The organism is Kitasatospora sp. NPDC048365 (genome assembly GCF_043200835.1).
Taxonomy (GTDB): domain Bacteria; phylum Actinomycetota; class Actinomycetes; order Streptomycetales; family Streptomycetaceae; genus Kitasatospora; species Kitasatospora terrestris.
Genome location: NZ_JBICYJ010000021.1, coordinates 1 through 16,514 on the forward strand (window position 1 = coordinate 1; position 16,514 = coordinate 16,514).

Here is a 16,514-nt window from a genome sequence, read left to right on the forward strand (position 1 = left end):
CGCTGGCGGGGGGGGGGGGGGCGCGCGCGCGCCCCCCCCCCCCCCGCCCCCCGCCCCCCCCCCCCCCCCCCCCCCCCCCCCCCCCCCCCCCCCCCCCCCCCTGTCGACGTAGGGAGTTACTCCCAGCGGAAGAACTTGGCCGCCGCCGCGAGTCCCAGGACGGACCAGACGGCCAGGATGCCCAGGTCGGACCAGGGGATGCCGGCGCCGTACTGGAGGACGGACCGAAGGCCGTCGGAGAGGGCGGCGATCGGGAGGAGCTCCAGGACGGGCTGCACGGCGCTCGGGAACTTGGAGAGCGGGATCACCACGCCGCCGGCGAGCAGCAGGAGGACGAAGACCAGGTTCGCCCCGGCGAGGGTGGCCTCGGCGCGGAGGGTGCCGGCCATCAGCAGGCCGAGGCCGGAGAAGGCGGCGGTGCCGAGGACCAGCAGGGCGGCGACGGCGAGCGGGTTGCCGTGCGGGGTCCAGCCGAGGGCGAGGGCGATGGCGGTGAGCAGGGCGACCTGCAGCGCCTCGGTCACCAGGACGCAGCCGGTCTTGGCGGTGAGCAGCGCCCAGCGGGGGAGCGGCGTGGCGCCGAGCCGCTTGAGCACGCCGTAGCGGCGTTCGAAGCCGGTGGCGATGGCCTGGCCGGTGAAGGCGGTGGACATCACGGCGAGGGCGAGCAGCCCGGGCGCGAGGAAGTCGACGCGCTTGCCGGGGCCGTCCACGGCGACCACGTCGACGGTGGAGAAGAGCACCAGCAGCACGGTGGGGATGACCACGGTGAGCAGCAGCTGCTCGCCGTTGCGCAGCAGCATCCTGGTCTCCAGGGCGGTCTGCGCGAGCAGCATCCGGGGGACGGGGGCGGCGCCGGGCCGCGGGGCGAAGTCGGTCATCGGAGTTCCCGTCCGGTCAGGTCGAGGAAGACGTCTTCGAGGCTGCGGCGCTGGACGGCGAGCCGGTCGGGCATCACGCCGGCGTCGGCGCACCAGGTGGTGACGGTGGCGAGCAGTCGGGGGTCCATCGCGGTGTCGACGCGGTAGGAGCCGGGGGCGGTCTCCTGGGCGGTGGCGCCGTCGGGGAGGAGCCCCCGGAGGGTTTCGAGGTCGAGCCCGGCGGGGCCGTCGAAGCGCAGGGCGGAGTCGGTGCCGCGGAGGGCGTCGACGCTGCCGTGGGCGATGACCCGGCCGCGGTCGACGACGGCGACGTCGTCGGCGAGGTGTTCGGCCTCGTCCATGTGGTGTGTGGTGAGGACCACGGTGACGCCGTCGCGGCGGAGGTCGGCGATCAGGTCCCAGGTGGCGCGGCGGGCCTGCGGGTCGAGGCCGGCGGTGGGTTCGTCGAGGAAGACGAGTTCGGGGCGGCCGACCACGGCCATGGCGAGTGCGAGGCGCTGCTGCTGGCCGCCGGAGAGCCGTCGGTAGGTGGTGCGGCCGCAGGATTCCAGGCCCAGGCGTTCGACCAGCGAAGGGACGTCCAGCGGGTCGGCGTAGAGCTTGGCGGTGTGGCGGAGCATCTCGACGGCGCGCGCTCCCGCGTACACGCCTCCGGACTGGAGCATCACGCCGATCCGGGGCTTGAGTGCCGCGGCGTCCGCGACCGGGTCGAGGCCGAGCACGCGGACGGTGCCCGCGTCGGGGCGGCGGTAGCCCTCGCAGGTCTCGATCGTGGTGGTCTTGCCTGCGCCGTTGGGCCCGAGGACGGCGGTGACGCTGCCCCGCGCGATGGTGAGGTCGAGGCCGTCCACGGCCGCCTTGGAGCCGTACCGCTTGACCAGTCCGGTCACCTCGACGGCGGGGTCTGCATGCATACCGGCGAGTGTAGGAGCAGCTCACGGCGGCCCCCAGGTAAGGCTTGCCTGCGTGATGGAGGCCACCGGTGAGGCGTGGGTCACGGCTTGTCTCTGCGGAAGTAATTACGCAACAATCGTGTTGTGAAAAACATGCGCGAGCACACCGCACAGAACGGGGAGCCCGAGTCGGGCCCCGGCTGTGCCGTGCCCGCGACGGCGGCGGAGGTCCTGCTGGAGGGCCACCGGGCGACGCGGGACCGGGTCGCCCGTTCGATCCTGGACCACGGGCCGTCCTCGGCCGCCGACCTGGCCAGCCGCCTGGGCCTGACCGCCGCCGCGGTCCGCCGCCACCTGGACTCGCTGGCCGCCGCCGGCCTGGTCGAGTCCCGTGAGCAGCGGGTCTACGGCAGCCGGGGCCGAGGCCGTCCGGCCAAGGTGTTCGCCCTGACCGAGTCCGGCCGGGACGCCTTCTACCAGGCGTACGACCAGCTCGCGGCCGACGCGCTGCGCTGGATCTCGGAGGCGGTCGGCGGCGGCACGGCGGGCGAGGAGGCGGTCGCCGCCTTCGCCCGGGCCCGCTTCGCCAAGCAGGGCCAGAAGTACCTGACCACCGTCGAGCAGGCCGGGGCCGACCGGCGCGCCGAGGCGCTCGCCGAGGCGCTGAGCGCCGACGGGTACGCTGCCACGGTGCGGCGAGTGCCGTCCGCGGCCGCCACGACGGCTCTGGCGGGCGCCCAGCTCTGCCAGCACCACTGCCCGGTCGCGCACATCGCCGAGCAGTTCCCGCAGCTCTGCGAGGCGGAGACCGAGGTCTTCTCGCAGCTCCTGGGCACCCATGTGCAACGGCTGGCCACCATCGCCCACGGCGACGGGGTCTGCACCACGTATGTGCCGGCATCCGGTGCCGCACCGTCCCCCGCCAAGGGGCCCGGTGCAGTGCCGACTGCCGGTACGTCCCCCAATGAAAACGGCTCGTCCGCGCGGAGGAACCTCGCATGACTGACATCGCACACCCCGAGCTCGAAGGCCTGGGCAACTACGAGTACGGCTGGGCCGACTCGGACGTGGCCGGCTCCGCCGCCAAGCGCGGCCTGAGCGAGGACGTGGTCCGCGACATCTCGGCGAAGAAGTCCGAGTCCGAGTGGATGCTCAACCTGCGTCTCAAGGGCCTGAAGCTCTTCGGCAAGAAGCCCATGCCGACCTGGGGCTCCGACCTGTCGGGCATCGACTTCGACAACATCAAGTACTTCGTGCGCTCGACCGAGAAGCAGGCCGCGTCCTGGGAGGACCTGCCCGCCGACATCAAGGCGACCTACGACCGGCTCGGCATCCCGGAGGCGGAGAAGCAGCGCCTGGTCGCCGGTGTCGCCGCGCAGTACGAGTCGGAGGTCGTCTACCACCAGATCCGCGAGGACCTGGAGGAGCAGGGCGTCATCTTCCTGGACACCGACACCGCGCTGAAGGAGCACCCGGAGCTCTTCAAGGAGTACTTCGGCACCGTCATCCCGGCCGGCGACAACAAGTTCGCCGCGCTGAACACCGCGGTGTGGTCCGGCGGCTCGTTCATCTACGTGCCGAAGGGCGTGCACGTCGACATCCCGCTGCAGGCCTACTTCCGGATCAACACCGAGAACATGGGCCAGTTCGAGCGGACGCTGATCATCGTCGACGAGGACGCCTACGTCCACTACGTCGAGGGCTGCACCGCGCCGATCTACTCCTCGGACTCGCTGCACTCCGCGGTCGTGGAGATCATCGTCAAGAAGGGCGGCCGCTGCCGCTACACGACCATCCAGAACTGGTCGAACAACGTCTACAACCTGGTCACCAAGCGCGCCGTGGCGTACGAGGGCGCGACCATGGAGTGGATCGACGGCAACATCGGTTCCAAGGTCACCATGAAGTACCCGGCGGTCTACCTGATGGGTGAGCACGCCAAGGGCGAGACCCTGTCGATCGCCTTCGCGGGCGAGGGCCAGCACCAGGACGCCGGCGCGAAGATGGTCCACATGGCGCCGAACACCTCCTCGAACATCGTCTCCAAGTCGGTGGCGCGCGGCGGCGGCCGGACCTCGTACCGCGGTCTGATCGAGATCGGCGAGGGCTCCAAGGGCGCCAAGTCCAACGTGCTGTGCGACGCGCTGCTGGTGGACACCGTCTCCCGCTCGGACACCTACCCGTACGTGGACGTCCGCGAGGACGACGTGTCGATGGGCCACGAGGCGACCGTCTCCAAGGTCTCCGAGGACCAGCTCTTCTACCTGATGAGCCGCGGCATGACCGAGTTCGAGGCGATGGCGATGATCGTGCGCGGCTTCGTCGAGCCGATCGCGCGCGAGCTGCCGATGGAGTACGCCCTGGAGCTCAACCGGCTGATCGAGCTGCAGATGGAGGGTTCGGTCGGCTGACGCCCCGGCCCGCCCCCGTCCACTGATTTCCGAGGAAGAGAGCAACACGAACAGCCATGGCTGAGGTTCAGAACACCACCGGTGCCACCACTGCCGGGTCGATCGAGGTCGGCACGGCCGGTGCCGGCGCGCAGCTGGCCGGTCCGGGCACCGGCCGGCCCACCGTGCAGCAGCCGATCGACGCCCGCGTCGCGGTCAAGCCCTCGTACGACGTGAACGACTTCCCGGTGCCGCACGGCCGCGAGGAGGACTGGCGGTTCACCCCGCTGCACCGCCTCGGCGGTCTGCACGACGGCTCCGCTGCCGAGTCCGCCCGCGGCGAGGACAAGATCGAGCTCGGCCTGCCGGAGGGCGTCACCGCCGAGACCGTCGGCCGCGACGACGCCCGCCTGGGCAAGGCCGGCACCCCGGTGGACCGTGTCGCCGCGCAGGCGTTCTCCGCCTTCGACCAGGCCCTGGTGGTCACCGTCCCCAAGGACGCGGTGCTGACCGAGCCGGTCAGGATCGACGTGCACGGCGAGGGCGGCGTCAACTTCGCCCACGTGGTGGTCGACGTCAAGCCGTTCGCCGAGGCGGTCGTGGTGCTGAACCACACCGGCACCGGCACCCGCGCCGCCAACGTCGAGCTGCTGGTCGGCGACGGCGCGAAGCTGACCTTCGTCTCGGTGCAGGACTGGGAGCGCGAGGCCGTCCACGTCGCCCAGCACAACGCGCTGGTCGGCCGGGACGCCTCCTTCAAGTCGGTCGTGGTGACCTTCGGCGGCGACCTGGTGCGCCTCCACCCGCGGGTCAACTACGCGGCCCCCGGCGGCGAGGCCGAGCTGTTCGGCCTGTACTTCGCCGACGCCGGTCAGCACCTCGAGCACCGCCTGGTGATCGACCACGACACCCCGCACTGCCGCTCCAACGTCGCCTACAAGGGCGCGCTGCAGGGCCAGGACGCGCACGCGGTCTGGGTCGGCGACGTGCTGATCCGGGCGGCGGCCGAGGGCACCGACACCTACGAGCTCAACCGCAACCTGGTGCTCACCGACGGCGCCCGGGTCGACTCGATCCCCAACCTGGAGATCGAGACCGGTGAGATCGCCGGTGCCGGCCACGCCTCGGCGACCGGCCGCTTCGACGACGAGCAGCTGTTCTACCTGCAGTCCCGCGGCATCCCGGCCGACGAGGCCCGCCGCCTGGTGGTGCGCGGCTTCTTCGCCGAGCTGGTCCAGCAGATCGGTGTCGCCGAGATCCAGGACCGCCTGATGGAGAAGATCGAGGCCGAGCTGCAGGAGACCGTCGCATGACGTACCTCCGTGCCTGCTCGCTGAGCGTGCTCCAGGAGGACGTCCCGAAGCGCGTCGAGCTCAACGGCGTCCCGGTGGCGGTCGTGCGGACCGACGAGGGCGTCTTCGCCGTCAACGACATCTGCTCGCACGCCAACGTCTCCCTCTCCGAGGGCGAGGTCGAGGACTGCATGATCGAGTGCTGGCTGCACGGCTCCAGCTTCGACCTCCGCACCGGCAAGCCGTCCGGGCTGCCCGCCACCAAGCCGGTCGCTGTCTACCCCGTAAAGATCGAAGGGGACGATGTGCTCGTCTCCGTCAACCAGGAGTCCTGAGTACATATGGCCACCCTTGAAATCCGCGACCTGCACGTCTCCGTCGAGGCCGAGAACGGCCCCCGGGAGATCCTGAAGGGCGTCGACCTGACCGTGAAGCAGGGCGAGACCCACGCCATCATGGGCCCCAACGGCTCCGGCAAGTCGACCCTCGCCTACTCGCTGGCCGGTCACCCGAAGTACACCGTCACCGGCGGCTCGGTCCTGCTCGACGGCGAGGACGTGCTGGAGATGTCGGTCGACGAGCGCGCCCGCGCCGGCGTCTTCCTGGCCATGCAGTACCCGGTCGAGGTCCCGGGCGTCTCGGTCTCCAACTTCCTGCGCACCGCCGCCACCGCCGTCCGCGGCGAGGCCCCCAAGCTGCGGCTGTGGGTCAAGGAGGTCAAGGAGGCGATGGCCGCCCTGCACATGGACCCGGCGTTCGCCGAGCGCAACGTCAACGAGGGCTTCTCCGGCGGCGAGAAGAAGCGCCACGAGATCCTCCAGCTGGAGCTCCTCAAGCCGAAGATCGCGATCCTCGACGAGACCGACTCCGGCCTCGACGTCGACGCGCTGCGGATCGTCTCCGAGGGCATCAACCGGGTCCGCGAGAGCGGCGAGGTCGGCACCCTGCTGGTGACCCACTACACCCGCATCCTGCGCTACATCAAGCCCGACCACGTGCACGTCTTCGCGGGCGGCAAGATCGTCGAGTCCGGCGGCGCCGAGCTCGCCGACAAGCTGGAGGAAGAGGGCTACGAGAGCTACGTGAAGGGCGGCGCTTCCGAGTGACGAACCTGACGACCGGCCTGCCCGGTCTGCTCGACACCGACGCGATCCGCAAGGACTTCCCGGTCCTCCAGCGGCTGCTGCACGACGACAAGCCGCTGGTCTACCTGGACAACGCGGCCACCTCGCAGAAGCCCCGCCAGGTGCTCGAAGCCCTCAACGCCTACTACGAGCGGCACAACGCCAACGTCCACCGCGGCGTGCACGTGCTCGCCGAGGAGGCCACGGCGCTGTACGAGGGCGCCCGCGACAAGGTCGCGGCGTTCGTCAACGCGCCCAGCCGGGACGAGGTGATCTTCACCAAGAACGCCTCGGAGTCGCTCAACCTGGTCGCCAACATGCTCGGCTGGGCCGACGAGCCGTACCGCGTGGACGCGGACGCGGAGATCGTCATCACCGAGATGGAGCACCACTCCAACATCGTGCCGTGGCAGCTGCTCGCGCAGCGCACCGGCGCCAAGCTGAAGTGGTTCGGGCTCACCGACGAGGGCCGGCTCGACCTGTCCAACATCGACGAGCTGATCACCGAGCAGACCAAGGTGGTCTCGGTCACCCTGGTGTCCAACCTGCTCGGCACCGTCAACCCGATCGAGACCATCGTCCGCAAGGCCCAGTCGGTCGGCGCGCTGGTCTGCATCGACGCCTCGCAGGCCGCCCCGCACATGGTGCTGGACGTGCAGGCGCTGGAGGCCGACTTCGTCGCCTTCACCGGGCACAAGATGCTGGCGCCGACCGGCATCGGCGTGCTCTGGGGCCGCCAGGAGCTGCTGGAGGACCTCCCGCCGTTCCTCGGCGGCGGCGAGATGATCGAGACCGTCACCATGGGCTCGTCCACCTACGCCCCCGCGCCGCACAAGTTCGAGGCCGGCACCCCGCCGATCGCCCAGGCGGTCGGCCTCGGCGCGGCCGTCGACTACCTGTCGGCGATCGGCATGGACCGCATCGCGGCCCACGAGCACGCGATCACCGAGTACGCGATCGAGCGCCTGGCCGAGGTGCCCGACCTGCGGATCATCGGCCCGCGCACGGCCGTCGACCGCGGCGCGGCGATCTCCTTCACGCTCGGCGACATCCACCCGCACGACGTGGGCCAGGTCCTCGACGAGCAGGGCATCGCCGTGCGCGTCGGCCACCACTGCGCGCGGCCGGTCTGCCTCCGGTACGGAATTCCGGCGACCACCCGGGCGTCGTTCTACCTGTACTCGACGCCGGCCGAGGTGGACGCGCTCATCGACGGCCTGCACCACGTCCGCAACTTCTTCGGCTGAGGTGAGGTGACGGCATGAAGCTCGACTCGATGTACCAGGAGATCATCCTGGACCACTACCGCAACCCCCACGGCAAGGGGCTGCGGGACGGCGACGCCGAGGTCCACCACGTCAACCCGACCTGCGGTGACGAGATCACCCTGCGGGTGCGGCTCGACGGCGCCGTGGTCGCCGACGTCTCCTACGAGTCGCAGGGCTGCTCGATCAGCCAGGCCAGCGCCTCGGTGCTGAACGACCTCGTGGTCGGCAAGACCGTCGGCGACGCGCAGGCCGTCCAGGAGGCCTTCCTGGAGCTCATGCAGAGCAAGGGCCAGCAGGAGGGCGACGAGGAGGTGCTGGAGGACGCCGTCGCGTTCGCCGGCGTCTCCAAGTACCCGGCCCGGGTCAAGTGCGCCCTGCTGAGCTGGATGGCCTGGAAGGACGCCACCGCCAAGGCGCTCGGCCAGCAGCCCGCCATCAACGACTGAAACGGACTGAACTGATGAGTGACACCCCGGAGACCGGGGCCGAAACGGCGGAGGAGTCCGCCGTCGGCTTCACCAGCGTGGGCACGGTGTCCGTCGAGGACCTCCGCGAGGCCCTGATGGACGTCGTCGACCCCGAGCTGGGCATCGACGTGGTCAACCTCGGCCTGATCTACGGCATCCACATCGACGAGGGCGACGTCGCCACCGTCGACATGACGCTCACCTCGGCGGCCTGCCCGCTCACCGACGTCATCGAGGACCAGGCCCGCACCGCCACCGACGGCCTGGTCAAGGACCTGCGGCTGAACTGGGTCTGGATGCCGCCGTGGGGCCCGGACAAGATCACCGACGAGGGCCGCGACCAGCTGCGCGCGCTGGGCTTCAACGTCTGAGGCAGCTGCCGTTTCATCGCCGAGGGGCGCGGGTCATCCCGCGCCCCTCGGCGCGTTCCGGCCCGGTACTACAATCCCGGTCCATGATCTACGGGGCGGGGAACGGCGAGCCGGACTGGGCGGCGCTGGCCGAGCAGAACGAACGCGAGACGGTACGGCGCAGGCGTCTGCGGGTCGGGGCCGCGGTGGGCGGCGCGGTGCTCGCCGTCGGCGCGGTCTCGGCCGTCGCGGTCGGCCTCTCCGGCGGCGGCGGGCCGACGTCCGGCACCGCCGCCGGGGCGGGCCCGTCCGGCACCGCCGAAGCCGCCCGGCCGGCCCCGGAGCAGCCCTCCCCGTCCGGGACGGGCTCCGCCTCCGCCTCGACCCCGGCCTCCGCCACCGCTTCGGCGTCCGCCTCCGCGAGCGCCTCGCGCAGTGCGTCGGCCACCGCCGGGGCGAAGCCCTCCGCCTCCGCCACCGTCGCGCAGCCGACCGCCCCGGCGACCACTGCCGCACCGCCGCCCGCCGACATCCGCGGCGGCATCCTCAACGCCAACAGCGGCAAGGCGCTGGAGATCGAGAACTCCGTCACCGCCGACGGCGGCCGGGCCCAGCAGTGGACCTACTCCGCCAACCCCACCATGCAGTGGATCCTGCACTGGGTCGGCGACAGCTGGGAGATCCGCAACGTCAACAGCGGCAAGTGCCTCCAGCCGACCGGCGGAGGAACCGCCGACGGCGTGCACGCCCAGCAGTGGACCTGCAACGGCTCCGCCGCCCAGCACTGGGAGATCCGCGGCACCGGCAACCGCCAGCTGGTCAACCGCAACAGCGGCAAGTGCCTGGAGGTCGAGAACTCCCAGAAGACCGACGGCGCCACCGTCCAGCAGTGGACCTGCTCCGCCAACCCGACGATGGCCTGGAAGTTCTGAGGCCCGTTCGACGCCCCCGCCGGAGCGCGTACCTCGGCGGCTCCTCATCGGTCGCCGACGTTCCCCCGGCCTCCGGCCGGGGGAGCGTCCCTGCTGATCCGACGGGAATCGCCGGACGTGCTCTCAGGACGCCTGCGGGCCGCGCCGGTGGCGGGTGGTCAGGGTGGCGGCGGCCAGGGCGAGGCAGGCGAGGGCGGCGACGGAGGCGAAGCCGCTGACGGCGGGGAGCAGGCCGTAGCGCTGGGTGAGGGCGCCGACGGCGATGATGGGGGCGGAGGAGCCGAGGTAGACGACCACCCAGAGGGTGGAGAGCTCGCTGCCGCGGCGGGCCGGGTCCATCGCGGCGACGGCGGTGGTGAACAGCGAGCGGAAGGCGACGCCCTGGCAGACGCCGCCGAGGACGCTGCCGATGAAGAGCAGCGCGGGCGTCCCGGTGTACTGGGCGGCGACCACCAGGCCGAGGCCGGCCGCGAGGCCGGTCATGCCGAGGGCGATGACCAGCCGGTCGGCGGTCGGCGGGACGAGCAGCTGGGCGGCGGCGGAGGATCCCAGCAGCAGGGCCGCGACCACGGCGCCGGTCAGGTGCGAGGTGGTGTGCAGCAGCGAGGAGGAGAACGCCGGGGCGAGCGCCAGGTAGACGCCGAAGACGCCGTACGAGACGAAGCCGGCGCCGGCGGCGAGCAGGAACTCGCGGCGGCCGGTGCGGGGCAGCCGCAGGCGCTGCGGGCGCAGGTGCGCGGGGGTGGTGATGCGCGGCGGGGAGGTCGGCGGGCGGAGCGAGCCGGGCATCCGGGGGTGGACGAGCGCCAGCGGCACGCAGAGCACCAGCAGGGCGACCGCGTGCACCAGGAACGGGGTGAGCAGCGGGTGTTCGCCGCCGGAGAGGGCGGCGCCGGCGATCGGGCCGAGGGCCACGCCGCCGGCCGAGCAGGCCAGGGTGAGCTTGGCGGCCAGGGTGGGGCGGTCGGGCAGCAGGTCGCCGAGGGCGGCACCGGCGGCGCCGGTGGAGAGGCCGACGGCGACGCCCTGGACGGCGCGTCCGGCGGCGAGCTGCCAGAAGCTGCCGGCGGTGGCGAAGACCGCGTCGCCGGCGGCGGCCAGGGCGACGGCGGGCAGGATCATCGCGCGGCGGCCGAGGTGGTCGGACCAGTGGCCGACCGCGGCGAGCACCGGCACCAGCGCGAACACGTACACCGTGAACAGGACGGTGGTGTCCAGCGCGGTCAGGCCGAGCTGCTGCTGGAGGACCGGGTAGATCGGGGTGGCCAGGTTGGCGCCGATCAGCAGGAGCAGGAGGGCGCCGGCGACCAGGCCGACGCGGATGCCGCGCAGCGCGTTCCAGCGGCTGATCGCGGAGAGCTGGAGCTGCTGGCGCGGTGCCAGTTCCAGCGGGAGCAGGGCCTCCGACAGTCGGCGTCCGGCGTACTGAACCGTGGTCAGTCCGGAGCCGGCGGGGGAGAGGTCCGCCATGGCAGGGGTCTCCTGTGGCCGGGCACCACCGGGGCAGGCCGGGGCCTGGGGTGGCGGCACGGCGACAGCGCCCGGGTGGGGCGGGGATGTGCGTACGGAAGGGGTCCGGGGCCTCGTTGCCCCGGGGACGGCGGGCGCGGGGTGTGCGCAGGTGCCTACCGAAGGATACGTGGTCCGCGGGGCCGGACCGGCGCGCGCGGGGTGTGACGCGCACCCCTCAGGTCGGGCGGGGGCGGCCCGCGGCCGATACGCTGGGTCGATGGACCGATTACGCCTCGGTCCCGGACCGGTCGCCCACCCGGTCCGCCGGCCGGACCCACGCGGCGCCCACCAGGTGCCCACAGCGACCACGGGAGAGCTCGCAACGATGCCCGGACGCAGCCGTTTCACTTCTGACCACCCGTCCTCCGAGGACGGCGGCGAGCCGCGCGAGGGCCTGCTGCCGGCCGACTTCGACCTGGCCGACCTGTACGGCGCGCAGAACGGCGGCGACGAGGAGCTGGACGACGTCGCGGTCCTGGTCCCGCCGATCTCCCTGCCGCCGGAGGAGGAGCTGGTCGCCGCCGCGCTGGCCGTGCCGCTGATCGACCGGGTGGTCCGGCTGGCCCGCTGGACGGCCCCGCACCGCTCGGTGGACGAGCACGGCGACCTGACCGGCGACGACCGGGAGGCGGCGGCCCGGCTGCTCGGCCTGGCGCCAGAGGAGGGGCCGGTCGACGGGGACGCGGTGGTGGAGGCGCTGCGGGCGTGGGCGCTCGCCTGCGACCTGGACCTGGTGGAGACCGGGACGACGGCGGAGGGCACGCACGTCGCCATCCCCGGCCCCGACCTGGAGGCGGTCGAGCAGCGCGACCCGGAGACGGTGCTGGAGCTGTGGCTTGAGGCCGCGACCCTGGTCCGCGAGCTGGCCGCGGAGGCCGACTCGGTCGACCCGGACGGCGACGCCGGCCGGGAGGACGCCGACGAGGACGGCCTCGCCGACGTCGAGGACGCCCGGGACTCCGCGGCGGAGCTGCTCGACGAGGCCCTGCAGGTGCTGTACGAGACCACGGCGTTCGCCGAGCCGGGCGCCGAGACGGTGCCGCTCGGGGTGCTGGCGGCGCTGCTGGTCGTCCCCGACGGCGAGGAGCCGGACGAGGGGATGCTCGGCGACATCACGGACGTGATGGTGGCGCTCGACCCGATGCTCGGCGACCTGGCCGAGCTCGGCCTGCTGGAGCACCGGCCGATCGACCCGGACCTGTTCGAGGAGGAGGACGCGGAGGACGGGGGCGCGCCCGCCGAGGAGGCGGAGCGGGACGAGCCGCTGACCGACGAGGACGCCGCCCGGTTCGGCACGGCGCGGCTGACCCCGCTCGGGCAGTACGCGATCCGCCAGTGGCTGCTGGAGGAGGGGTACGACGCGCCGCTGATCGGCGACCTGGCCGAGGGCGACGGCGCGGCCCTGCTGCAGGGCCTGCTGGACAGCCCCAACACCATGCCCGAGCGGGAGGTGCAGCTCTGGCTGGCCCGGCGGGAGCCGACCGCCGGCGTGCGCGAGCTGCTGGCCGCCGCCCGGGGGCGGGACGCGGGCGGCCCGGTCCGGCGCTACCTGATGGCGAGCATGCTGACGGACATCGGCGACCCGGCGGTGGACGCCGCCCGCGAGGTGGTGGACGACCCGGAGCTGGGCGGGCTGGCCCGGGAGTGGCTGCGCGAGCACGGCGTCGAGGTCGACGCGCCGGAGCGGCCGGTGGCGCTGTGGCGGATGGTCGACTCGTTCGCGGCGGTGATGCTGGCCGGCGGCGGCGGCGACGCGGTGCGCCTGCGCCGGCTGGTGGCGGAGCTGCCGGTGACGGACAACCCGGCCAGCTACTTCGGCGAGCTGTGGCGGGTTCCGCACCCGTACACGGCGGACGTGCTGGAGACGATCGGCGAGCTGCACATCGACCGGACGGTGGCCAAGGAGGCCCGGAAGGCCGCCTTCAAGGCGAGGAGCCGGCAGGGGACGGACCAGTAGCGGAGCGCCCCCCGCGGGCGCCCGTCAGGGCAGGTCGAGCTGGCCCGAGGCGGTGAAAGGGAAGAACGGGTTGTGGGCCAGCTCCCATAGGTGGCCGTCCGGGTCCTCGAAGTAGCCGGAGTAGCCGCCCCAGCTGGTGGGCTTGGGCGGCTTGACCACGGTGGCGCCGGCGTCGACGGCGACGGCGAGGGCGGTGTCGACGGCCTCCGTGGACTCCAGGTTGACGGCGAGGGTGACGCCCCGGAAGGTCGGCTCGCCCTCGTCGGCCGGGACCCCGGCGTCGGCCGCCAGCTCCTCGGTGGGGAAGAGGCCGAGCACGGAGTCCGCGGTGCGGAACCAGACGATCTCCGGGCTGGAGGCGGAGGAGCGCTGCCAGCCGAGCGCCTCGTAGAAGGCGGAGCTGCGCGCGAGGTCGGTCACCCCGAGGGTGACGATGCTGATGCGTGCGGGGAAGCCCGCGGTCTCGGTCATGCCGGCCAGCGTAGGCAAGGGCGGTGACAGGCGCGCGGTGGCGCGGCGGCGGGCGGCATCCGGCAACCGTACGGGGGAAGCTGATGGCCCAGCAGGTGCCGGGGCCGTATCGTGGGGCGGACGCGGTGCGGGTGGTGGTGGCGGAGGGGCCGGCCAGCCGGGCCGGGAGGACCACAGCGAGGCGAGTACCCGGGGGTGCGGCGAGGAATGACGAGGCAGCGCACGAGCAGGCCCCAGGACCCCGAGGACTACTACGCCGACCACGAGGCGCACCACCGCGAGGTGCTGGCGGACGCGGGCTTCCCGGTGTTCGCGGTCGACGCCGGCGTGCCGGGCGCCCCGGGGGGCGCGGGCCACGCGGTGGGGGCGCACGACGGCTGGAGTGCACCGACCGGTGTGGAGCCGGTCGACGCGCTCGCCGAGTACGAGGTGTTCAACGGCGAGCTCGGCTGGGTGGAGGTCCGCTCGGGCGACTGGAGCTCGGTCGACGGCCCGTACGTGACGGTGCGCACCTACCGGCCCGGCGCCGAGCGCGGCGGCCCGCTGCCGGAGCTGGAGGAAGTGGTCGAGGACGAGCGCGACCGGGTCTACGAGCAGCTCGACATCGACGAGGGCGACGGCCCCGGCCGGGTGCGCGCGCTGCGCGAGTGGATCACGGTGGACGGCGAGCCGCGGGCGGTGCAGATCCACGAGGACCGGCGGGCGGACGGCCCGGCCGGCGCGGTGTGGGCCGGGCGGCTGCGGGTGGACGGCATCACGGTGACGGTGACCGGCCGGGGCGTCGACCCCGGCGGGGTCGAGCTGCGCCGGGTCGACGACTTCGAGCGCTACATCACCGGCCGCACCGCGCTGCTGCGCCAGCTCTCGCTGCGCCAGCGCTCCCGGAACGTCCCGATCGAGGAGCGGGTGCTGCCGCCGGCCACCGGCCTGGAGGCGCACCGCGAGGTGGTCGAGCACAGCGTGGCCGAGGCGGTGGCGATGGAGGCCCAGCTGCGGGTCGGCCGGGCGCAGCGGCTGCCGCGGCGGCTGCGCGGGGAGGCGAAGGCGCTGCGCTGGGAGGCGGCGGTGCGCCAGCAGATGCGGCTGGCCTCGGAGGACCGCGACGAGGCGACCGAGGCGGTCGCCGCCATGGTCAACCACCTGACCCGGCTGGCCCAGCACACCGAGTGGCTGATCGGCACGCCCGAGGGGCTGGCGGCCGTGGAGGAGGTCGTGCGCTACACCGTGTTCGCCAGCGAGGTGCCGAGCCTGCCGGCGCAGCGCGCCTGGGAGCGGATGTGGTCCGGCGGCGACCAGCTGCCCGGCGGCGGCGAGGACGCCTGGCTGACGGCCTGGGAGCAGTGGCGGATCGAGCGTACCCAGCACTGAGCGGGCGGGTAAAGGGCTCGTCATGGAGGGGAATGGTCGGGGCAATACGGTCGGGCAATCGGCACGCTGACGACGTGTCGGCTTCACGCACGGTTCACCCGGCACGCGGAGTCTGGCCGCCACCTGCATCCCCTCTTCCCAGGAGCGACCCGCCATGGAGCTGTCCCGCCGGGACTTCGTCAACCGCTCGACCCTGCTCGGCGCCGGCGTGCTGATCGCCGGCAGCGCCGAGGTGCTGGCCACCGCGCCGGGCGCGATCGCCGCCCCGGCGGGCGGCGAGGCCGCGGCGGCCCAGGGCGCGTCCACCGCGCTCGGCTACGGCCCGCTGGTCCCCGACCCGGACGGCATCCTGGCGCTGCCCAAGGGCTTCCGGTACGAGATCGTCACCTACTCCGGCCGCACCACCCTGGACACCGGCGAGTCCACCCCCAGCAACCACGACGGCACCGCCGCGTTCAAGGGCCGCCACGGCGGCACCGTGCTGGTCAACAACCACGAGCTCAAGGGCCCGCGGGCCAACTGGAAGTACCCGGTGCCGCTGCTGGAGGGCCACGTCTACGACCCGGCCGCGGCCGGCGGCTGCACCGTCGTCGAGGTCCGCAAGGGCGGCAAGCAGGTCACCGAGTGGGTCGGCATCGCCGGCACCTCCACCAACTGCGCCGGCGGCGCCACCCCGTGGGGTACCTGGCTGTCCGGCGAGGAGACCGAGGACAAGGCCGGCCAGAACGGCATGACCAAGGACCACGGCTACATCTTCGAGGTCGACCCCTACGACCAGGAGGCCAACCGCGACCCGAAGCCGATCAAGGCCTTCGGCCGGTACGCCCACGAGGCCGTCGTGGTCGACGAGCGCCGCGGTCACGTCTACCTCACCGAGGACGCGTCCAAGCCCAACGGCCTGCTGTTCCGCTGGACCCCGCCGGCCGGCTTCAAGCACGGCAAGGGCAAGCTGCGCACCCTCGCCGACGACGCCGGCGTGCTGGAGGCCTTCAAGGTCTTCGACAAGCAGGGCAAGCTCGTCGACGACCTCTCCCGGGCCACCCAGCCGGGCACCGTCTACGGCGTGGACTGGGTCAAGGTGCCCGAGCGCGACGCCCAGACCACCCCGGTCCGCAAGCAGTTCAAGGACGGCGAGATCACCCGGGCCCGCAAGCTGGAGGGCATGTGGTGGGGCGACGAGGGCGTGTACTTCGTCTCCTCCTACGCCCGCGAGGAGTCGCCGCTGCAGCACGACGGGCAGGTGTGGTTCTACAGCCCGGCGCGGCGCACCCTGACGCTCAAGGTGATCCTCGGCGTCAACCCCGACGTGTGGGCCGACCGGGGCAACTTCGACGGCCCGGACAACATCACCGTCTCCCCGCACGGCGGCCTGATCATCGCCGAGGACGGCGAGGGCCAGCAGCACCTGTTCGGCACCACCGAGGACGGCCGCACCTACGCGCTGGCCCGCAACGAGCTCAACCTGGGCACCGCGGACGCGCCGGAGTTCAGCGAGTTCACCGGCGTGACCTTCTCGCACGACGGGCACACGCTGTTCGCCAACATCCAGGACCCGGGCATCATGCTGGCGATCACCGGCCCCTGGCACCGCTGCGGCCGCTGACGGCCC

16 protein-coding genes are annotated in these 16,514 nt (G+C 72.9%); 12 read left to right on the top strand and 4 right to left on the bottom strand.

The features are described 5' to 3' along the window. Positions 1 to 116: 116 nt before the first annotated feature. Both ACGFX4_RS21720 and ACGFX4_RS21725 read right to left on the bottom strand, forming a co-directional pair. Positions 117 to 881 carry an ABC transporter permease gene (locus ACGFX4_RS21720; RefSeq protein ID WP_393076820.1) on the bottom strand — a complete coding sequence of 255 codons (765 nt, stop codon included), beginning with the start codon at positions 879 to 881 and terminating at the stop codon, positions 117 to 119. After that, positions 878 to 1,795 (bottom strand): ABC transporter ATP-binding protein, encoded by a 918-nt coding sequence (locus tag ACGFX4_RS21725; RefSeq protein ID WP_393076823.1) that lies wholly within the window; start codon positions 1,793 to 1,795, stop codon positions 878 to 880. Before ACGFX4_RS21725 ends, ACGFX4_RS21720 begins: the two co-directional genes overlap by 4 nt. Positions 1,796 to 1,927: 132 nt before the next feature. Between ACGFX4_RS21725 and ACGFX4_RS21730 the strand changes: the two genes are divergently transcribed. From ACGFX4_RS21730 to ACGFX4_RS21770, 9 genes are all read left to right on the top strand, one after another. Continuing rightward, on the top strand, positions 1,928 to 2,776 hold the full coding sequence (locus ACGFX4_RS21730; RefSeq protein WP_393076826.1) for a helix-turn-helix transcriptional regulator: 849 nt from the start codon (positions 1,928 to 1,930) through the stop codon (positions 2,774 to 2,776). Beyond that, positions 2,773 to 4,185, top strand: a complete 1,413-nt coding sequence (sufB, locus tag ACGFX4_RS21735) for a Fe-S cluster assembly protein SufB (protein WP_393076829.1) — start codon at positions 2,773 to 2,775, stop codon at positions 4,183 to 4,185. The genes ACGFX4_RS21730 and sufB overlap by 4 nt, the downstream gene beginning before the upstream one ends. A 56-nt stretch (positions 4,186 to 4,241) precedes the next feature. After that, the gene (sufD, locus tag ACGFX4_RS21740) at positions 4,242 to 5,477 is read left to right on the top strand and encodes a Fe-S cluster assembly protein SufD (protein WP_393076832.1); all 1,236 of its coding nucleotides are present in this window, start codon (positions 4,242 to 4,244) and stop codon (positions 5,475 to 5,477) included. Next, a complete protein-coding gene (locus ACGFX4_RS21745; RefSeq protein WP_393076835.1) occupies positions 5,474 to 5,791 on the top strand; it encodes a non-heme iron oxygenase ferredoxin subunit in 318 nt (105 codons plus the stop codon). Before sufD ends, ACGFX4_RS21745 begins: the two co-directional genes overlap by 4 nt. A gap of 6 nt (positions 5,792 to 5,797) precedes the next feature. Next, complete coding sequence (gene sufC / locus ACGFX4_RS21750) at positions 5,798 to 6,562, top strand: Fe-S cluster assembly ATPase SufC (protein WP_345699424.1); 765 nt, start codon at positions 5,798 to 5,800, stop codon at positions 6,560 to 6,562. A 5-nt stretch (positions 6,563 to 6,567) separates the two neighbouring features. Beyond that, on the top strand, positions 6,568 to 7,827 hold the full coding sequence (locus tag ACGFX4_RS21755) for a cysteine desulfurase (RefSeq protein WP_393077125.1): 1,260 nt from the start codon (positions 6,568 to 6,570) through the stop codon (positions 7,825 to 7,827). 14 nt (positions 7,828 to 7,841) lie between these two features. After that, positions 7,842 to 8,294 (top strand): Fe-S cluster assembly sulfur transfer protein SufU, encoded by a 453-nt coding sequence (gene sufU / locus ACGFX4_RS21760; RefSeq protein ID WP_393076838.1) that lies wholly within the window; start codon positions 7,842 to 7,844, stop codon positions 8,292 to 8,294. Positions 8,295 to 8,308: 14 nt separating this feature from the next. Beyond that, complete coding sequence (locus ACGFX4_RS21765) at positions 8,309 to 8,686, top strand: metal-sulfur cluster assembly factor (protein WP_393076841.1); 378 nt, start codon at positions 8,309 to 8,311, stop codon at positions 8,684 to 8,686. A gap of 83 nt (positions 8,687 to 8,769) precedes the next feature. Continuing rightward, entirely contained in the window at positions 8,770 to 9,597 is an 828-nt protein-coding gene (locus ACGFX4_RS21770) for an RICIN domain-containing protein (protein ID WP_393076844.1), read from the top strand. 123 nt (positions 9,598 to 9,720) lie between these two features. Here ACGFX4_RS21770 and ACGFX4_RS21775 read toward each other — a convergent pair whose 3' ends face one another. Further along, positions 9,721 to 11,067, bottom strand: coding sequence for an MFS transporter (locus tag ACGFX4_RS21775; protein ID WP_393076847.1), 1,347 nt, complete (start codon positions 11,065 to 11,067; stop codon positions 9,721 to 9,723). A 367-nt stretch (positions 11,068 to 11,434) separates the two neighbouring features. Between ACGFX4_RS21775 and ACGFX4_RS21780 the strand changes: the two genes are divergently transcribed. Next, complete coding sequence (locus ACGFX4_RS21780) at positions 11,435 to 13,066, top strand: hypothetical protein (protein ID WP_393076850.1); 1,632 nt, start codon at positions 11,435 to 11,437, stop codon at positions 13,064 to 13,066. Between the two features lie 24 nt (positions 13,067 to 13,090). Here the strand turns inward: ACGFX4_RS21780 and ACGFX4_RS21785 are convergent, their stop codons facing one another. Continuing rightward, entirely contained in the window at positions 13,091 to 13,537 is a 447-nt protein-coding gene (locus tag ACGFX4_RS21785; protein WP_393076852.1) for a VOC family protein, read from the bottom strand. A 207-nt stretch (positions 13,538 to 13,744) separates the two neighbouring features. Between ACGFX4_RS21785 and ACGFX4_RS21790 the strand changes: the two genes are divergently transcribed. Both ACGFX4_RS21790 and ACGFX4_RS21795 read left to right on the top strand, forming a co-directional pair. After that, positions 13,745 to 14,905, top strand: a complete 1,161-nt coding sequence (locus ACGFX4_RS21790) for a hypothetical protein (RefSeq protein ID WP_393076855.1) — start codon at positions 13,745 to 13,747, stop codon at positions 14,903 to 14,905. A 154-nt stretch (positions 14,906 to 15,059) separates the two neighbouring features. After that, positions 15,060 to 16,508: an alkaline phosphatase PhoX gene (locus tag ACGFX4_RS21795; protein WP_393076858.1), complete on the top strand. Its 1,449-nt coding sequence runs from the start codon at positions 15,060 to 15,062 to the stop codon at positions 16,506 to 16,508. Positions 16,509 to 16,514: the final 6 nt, after the last annotated feature.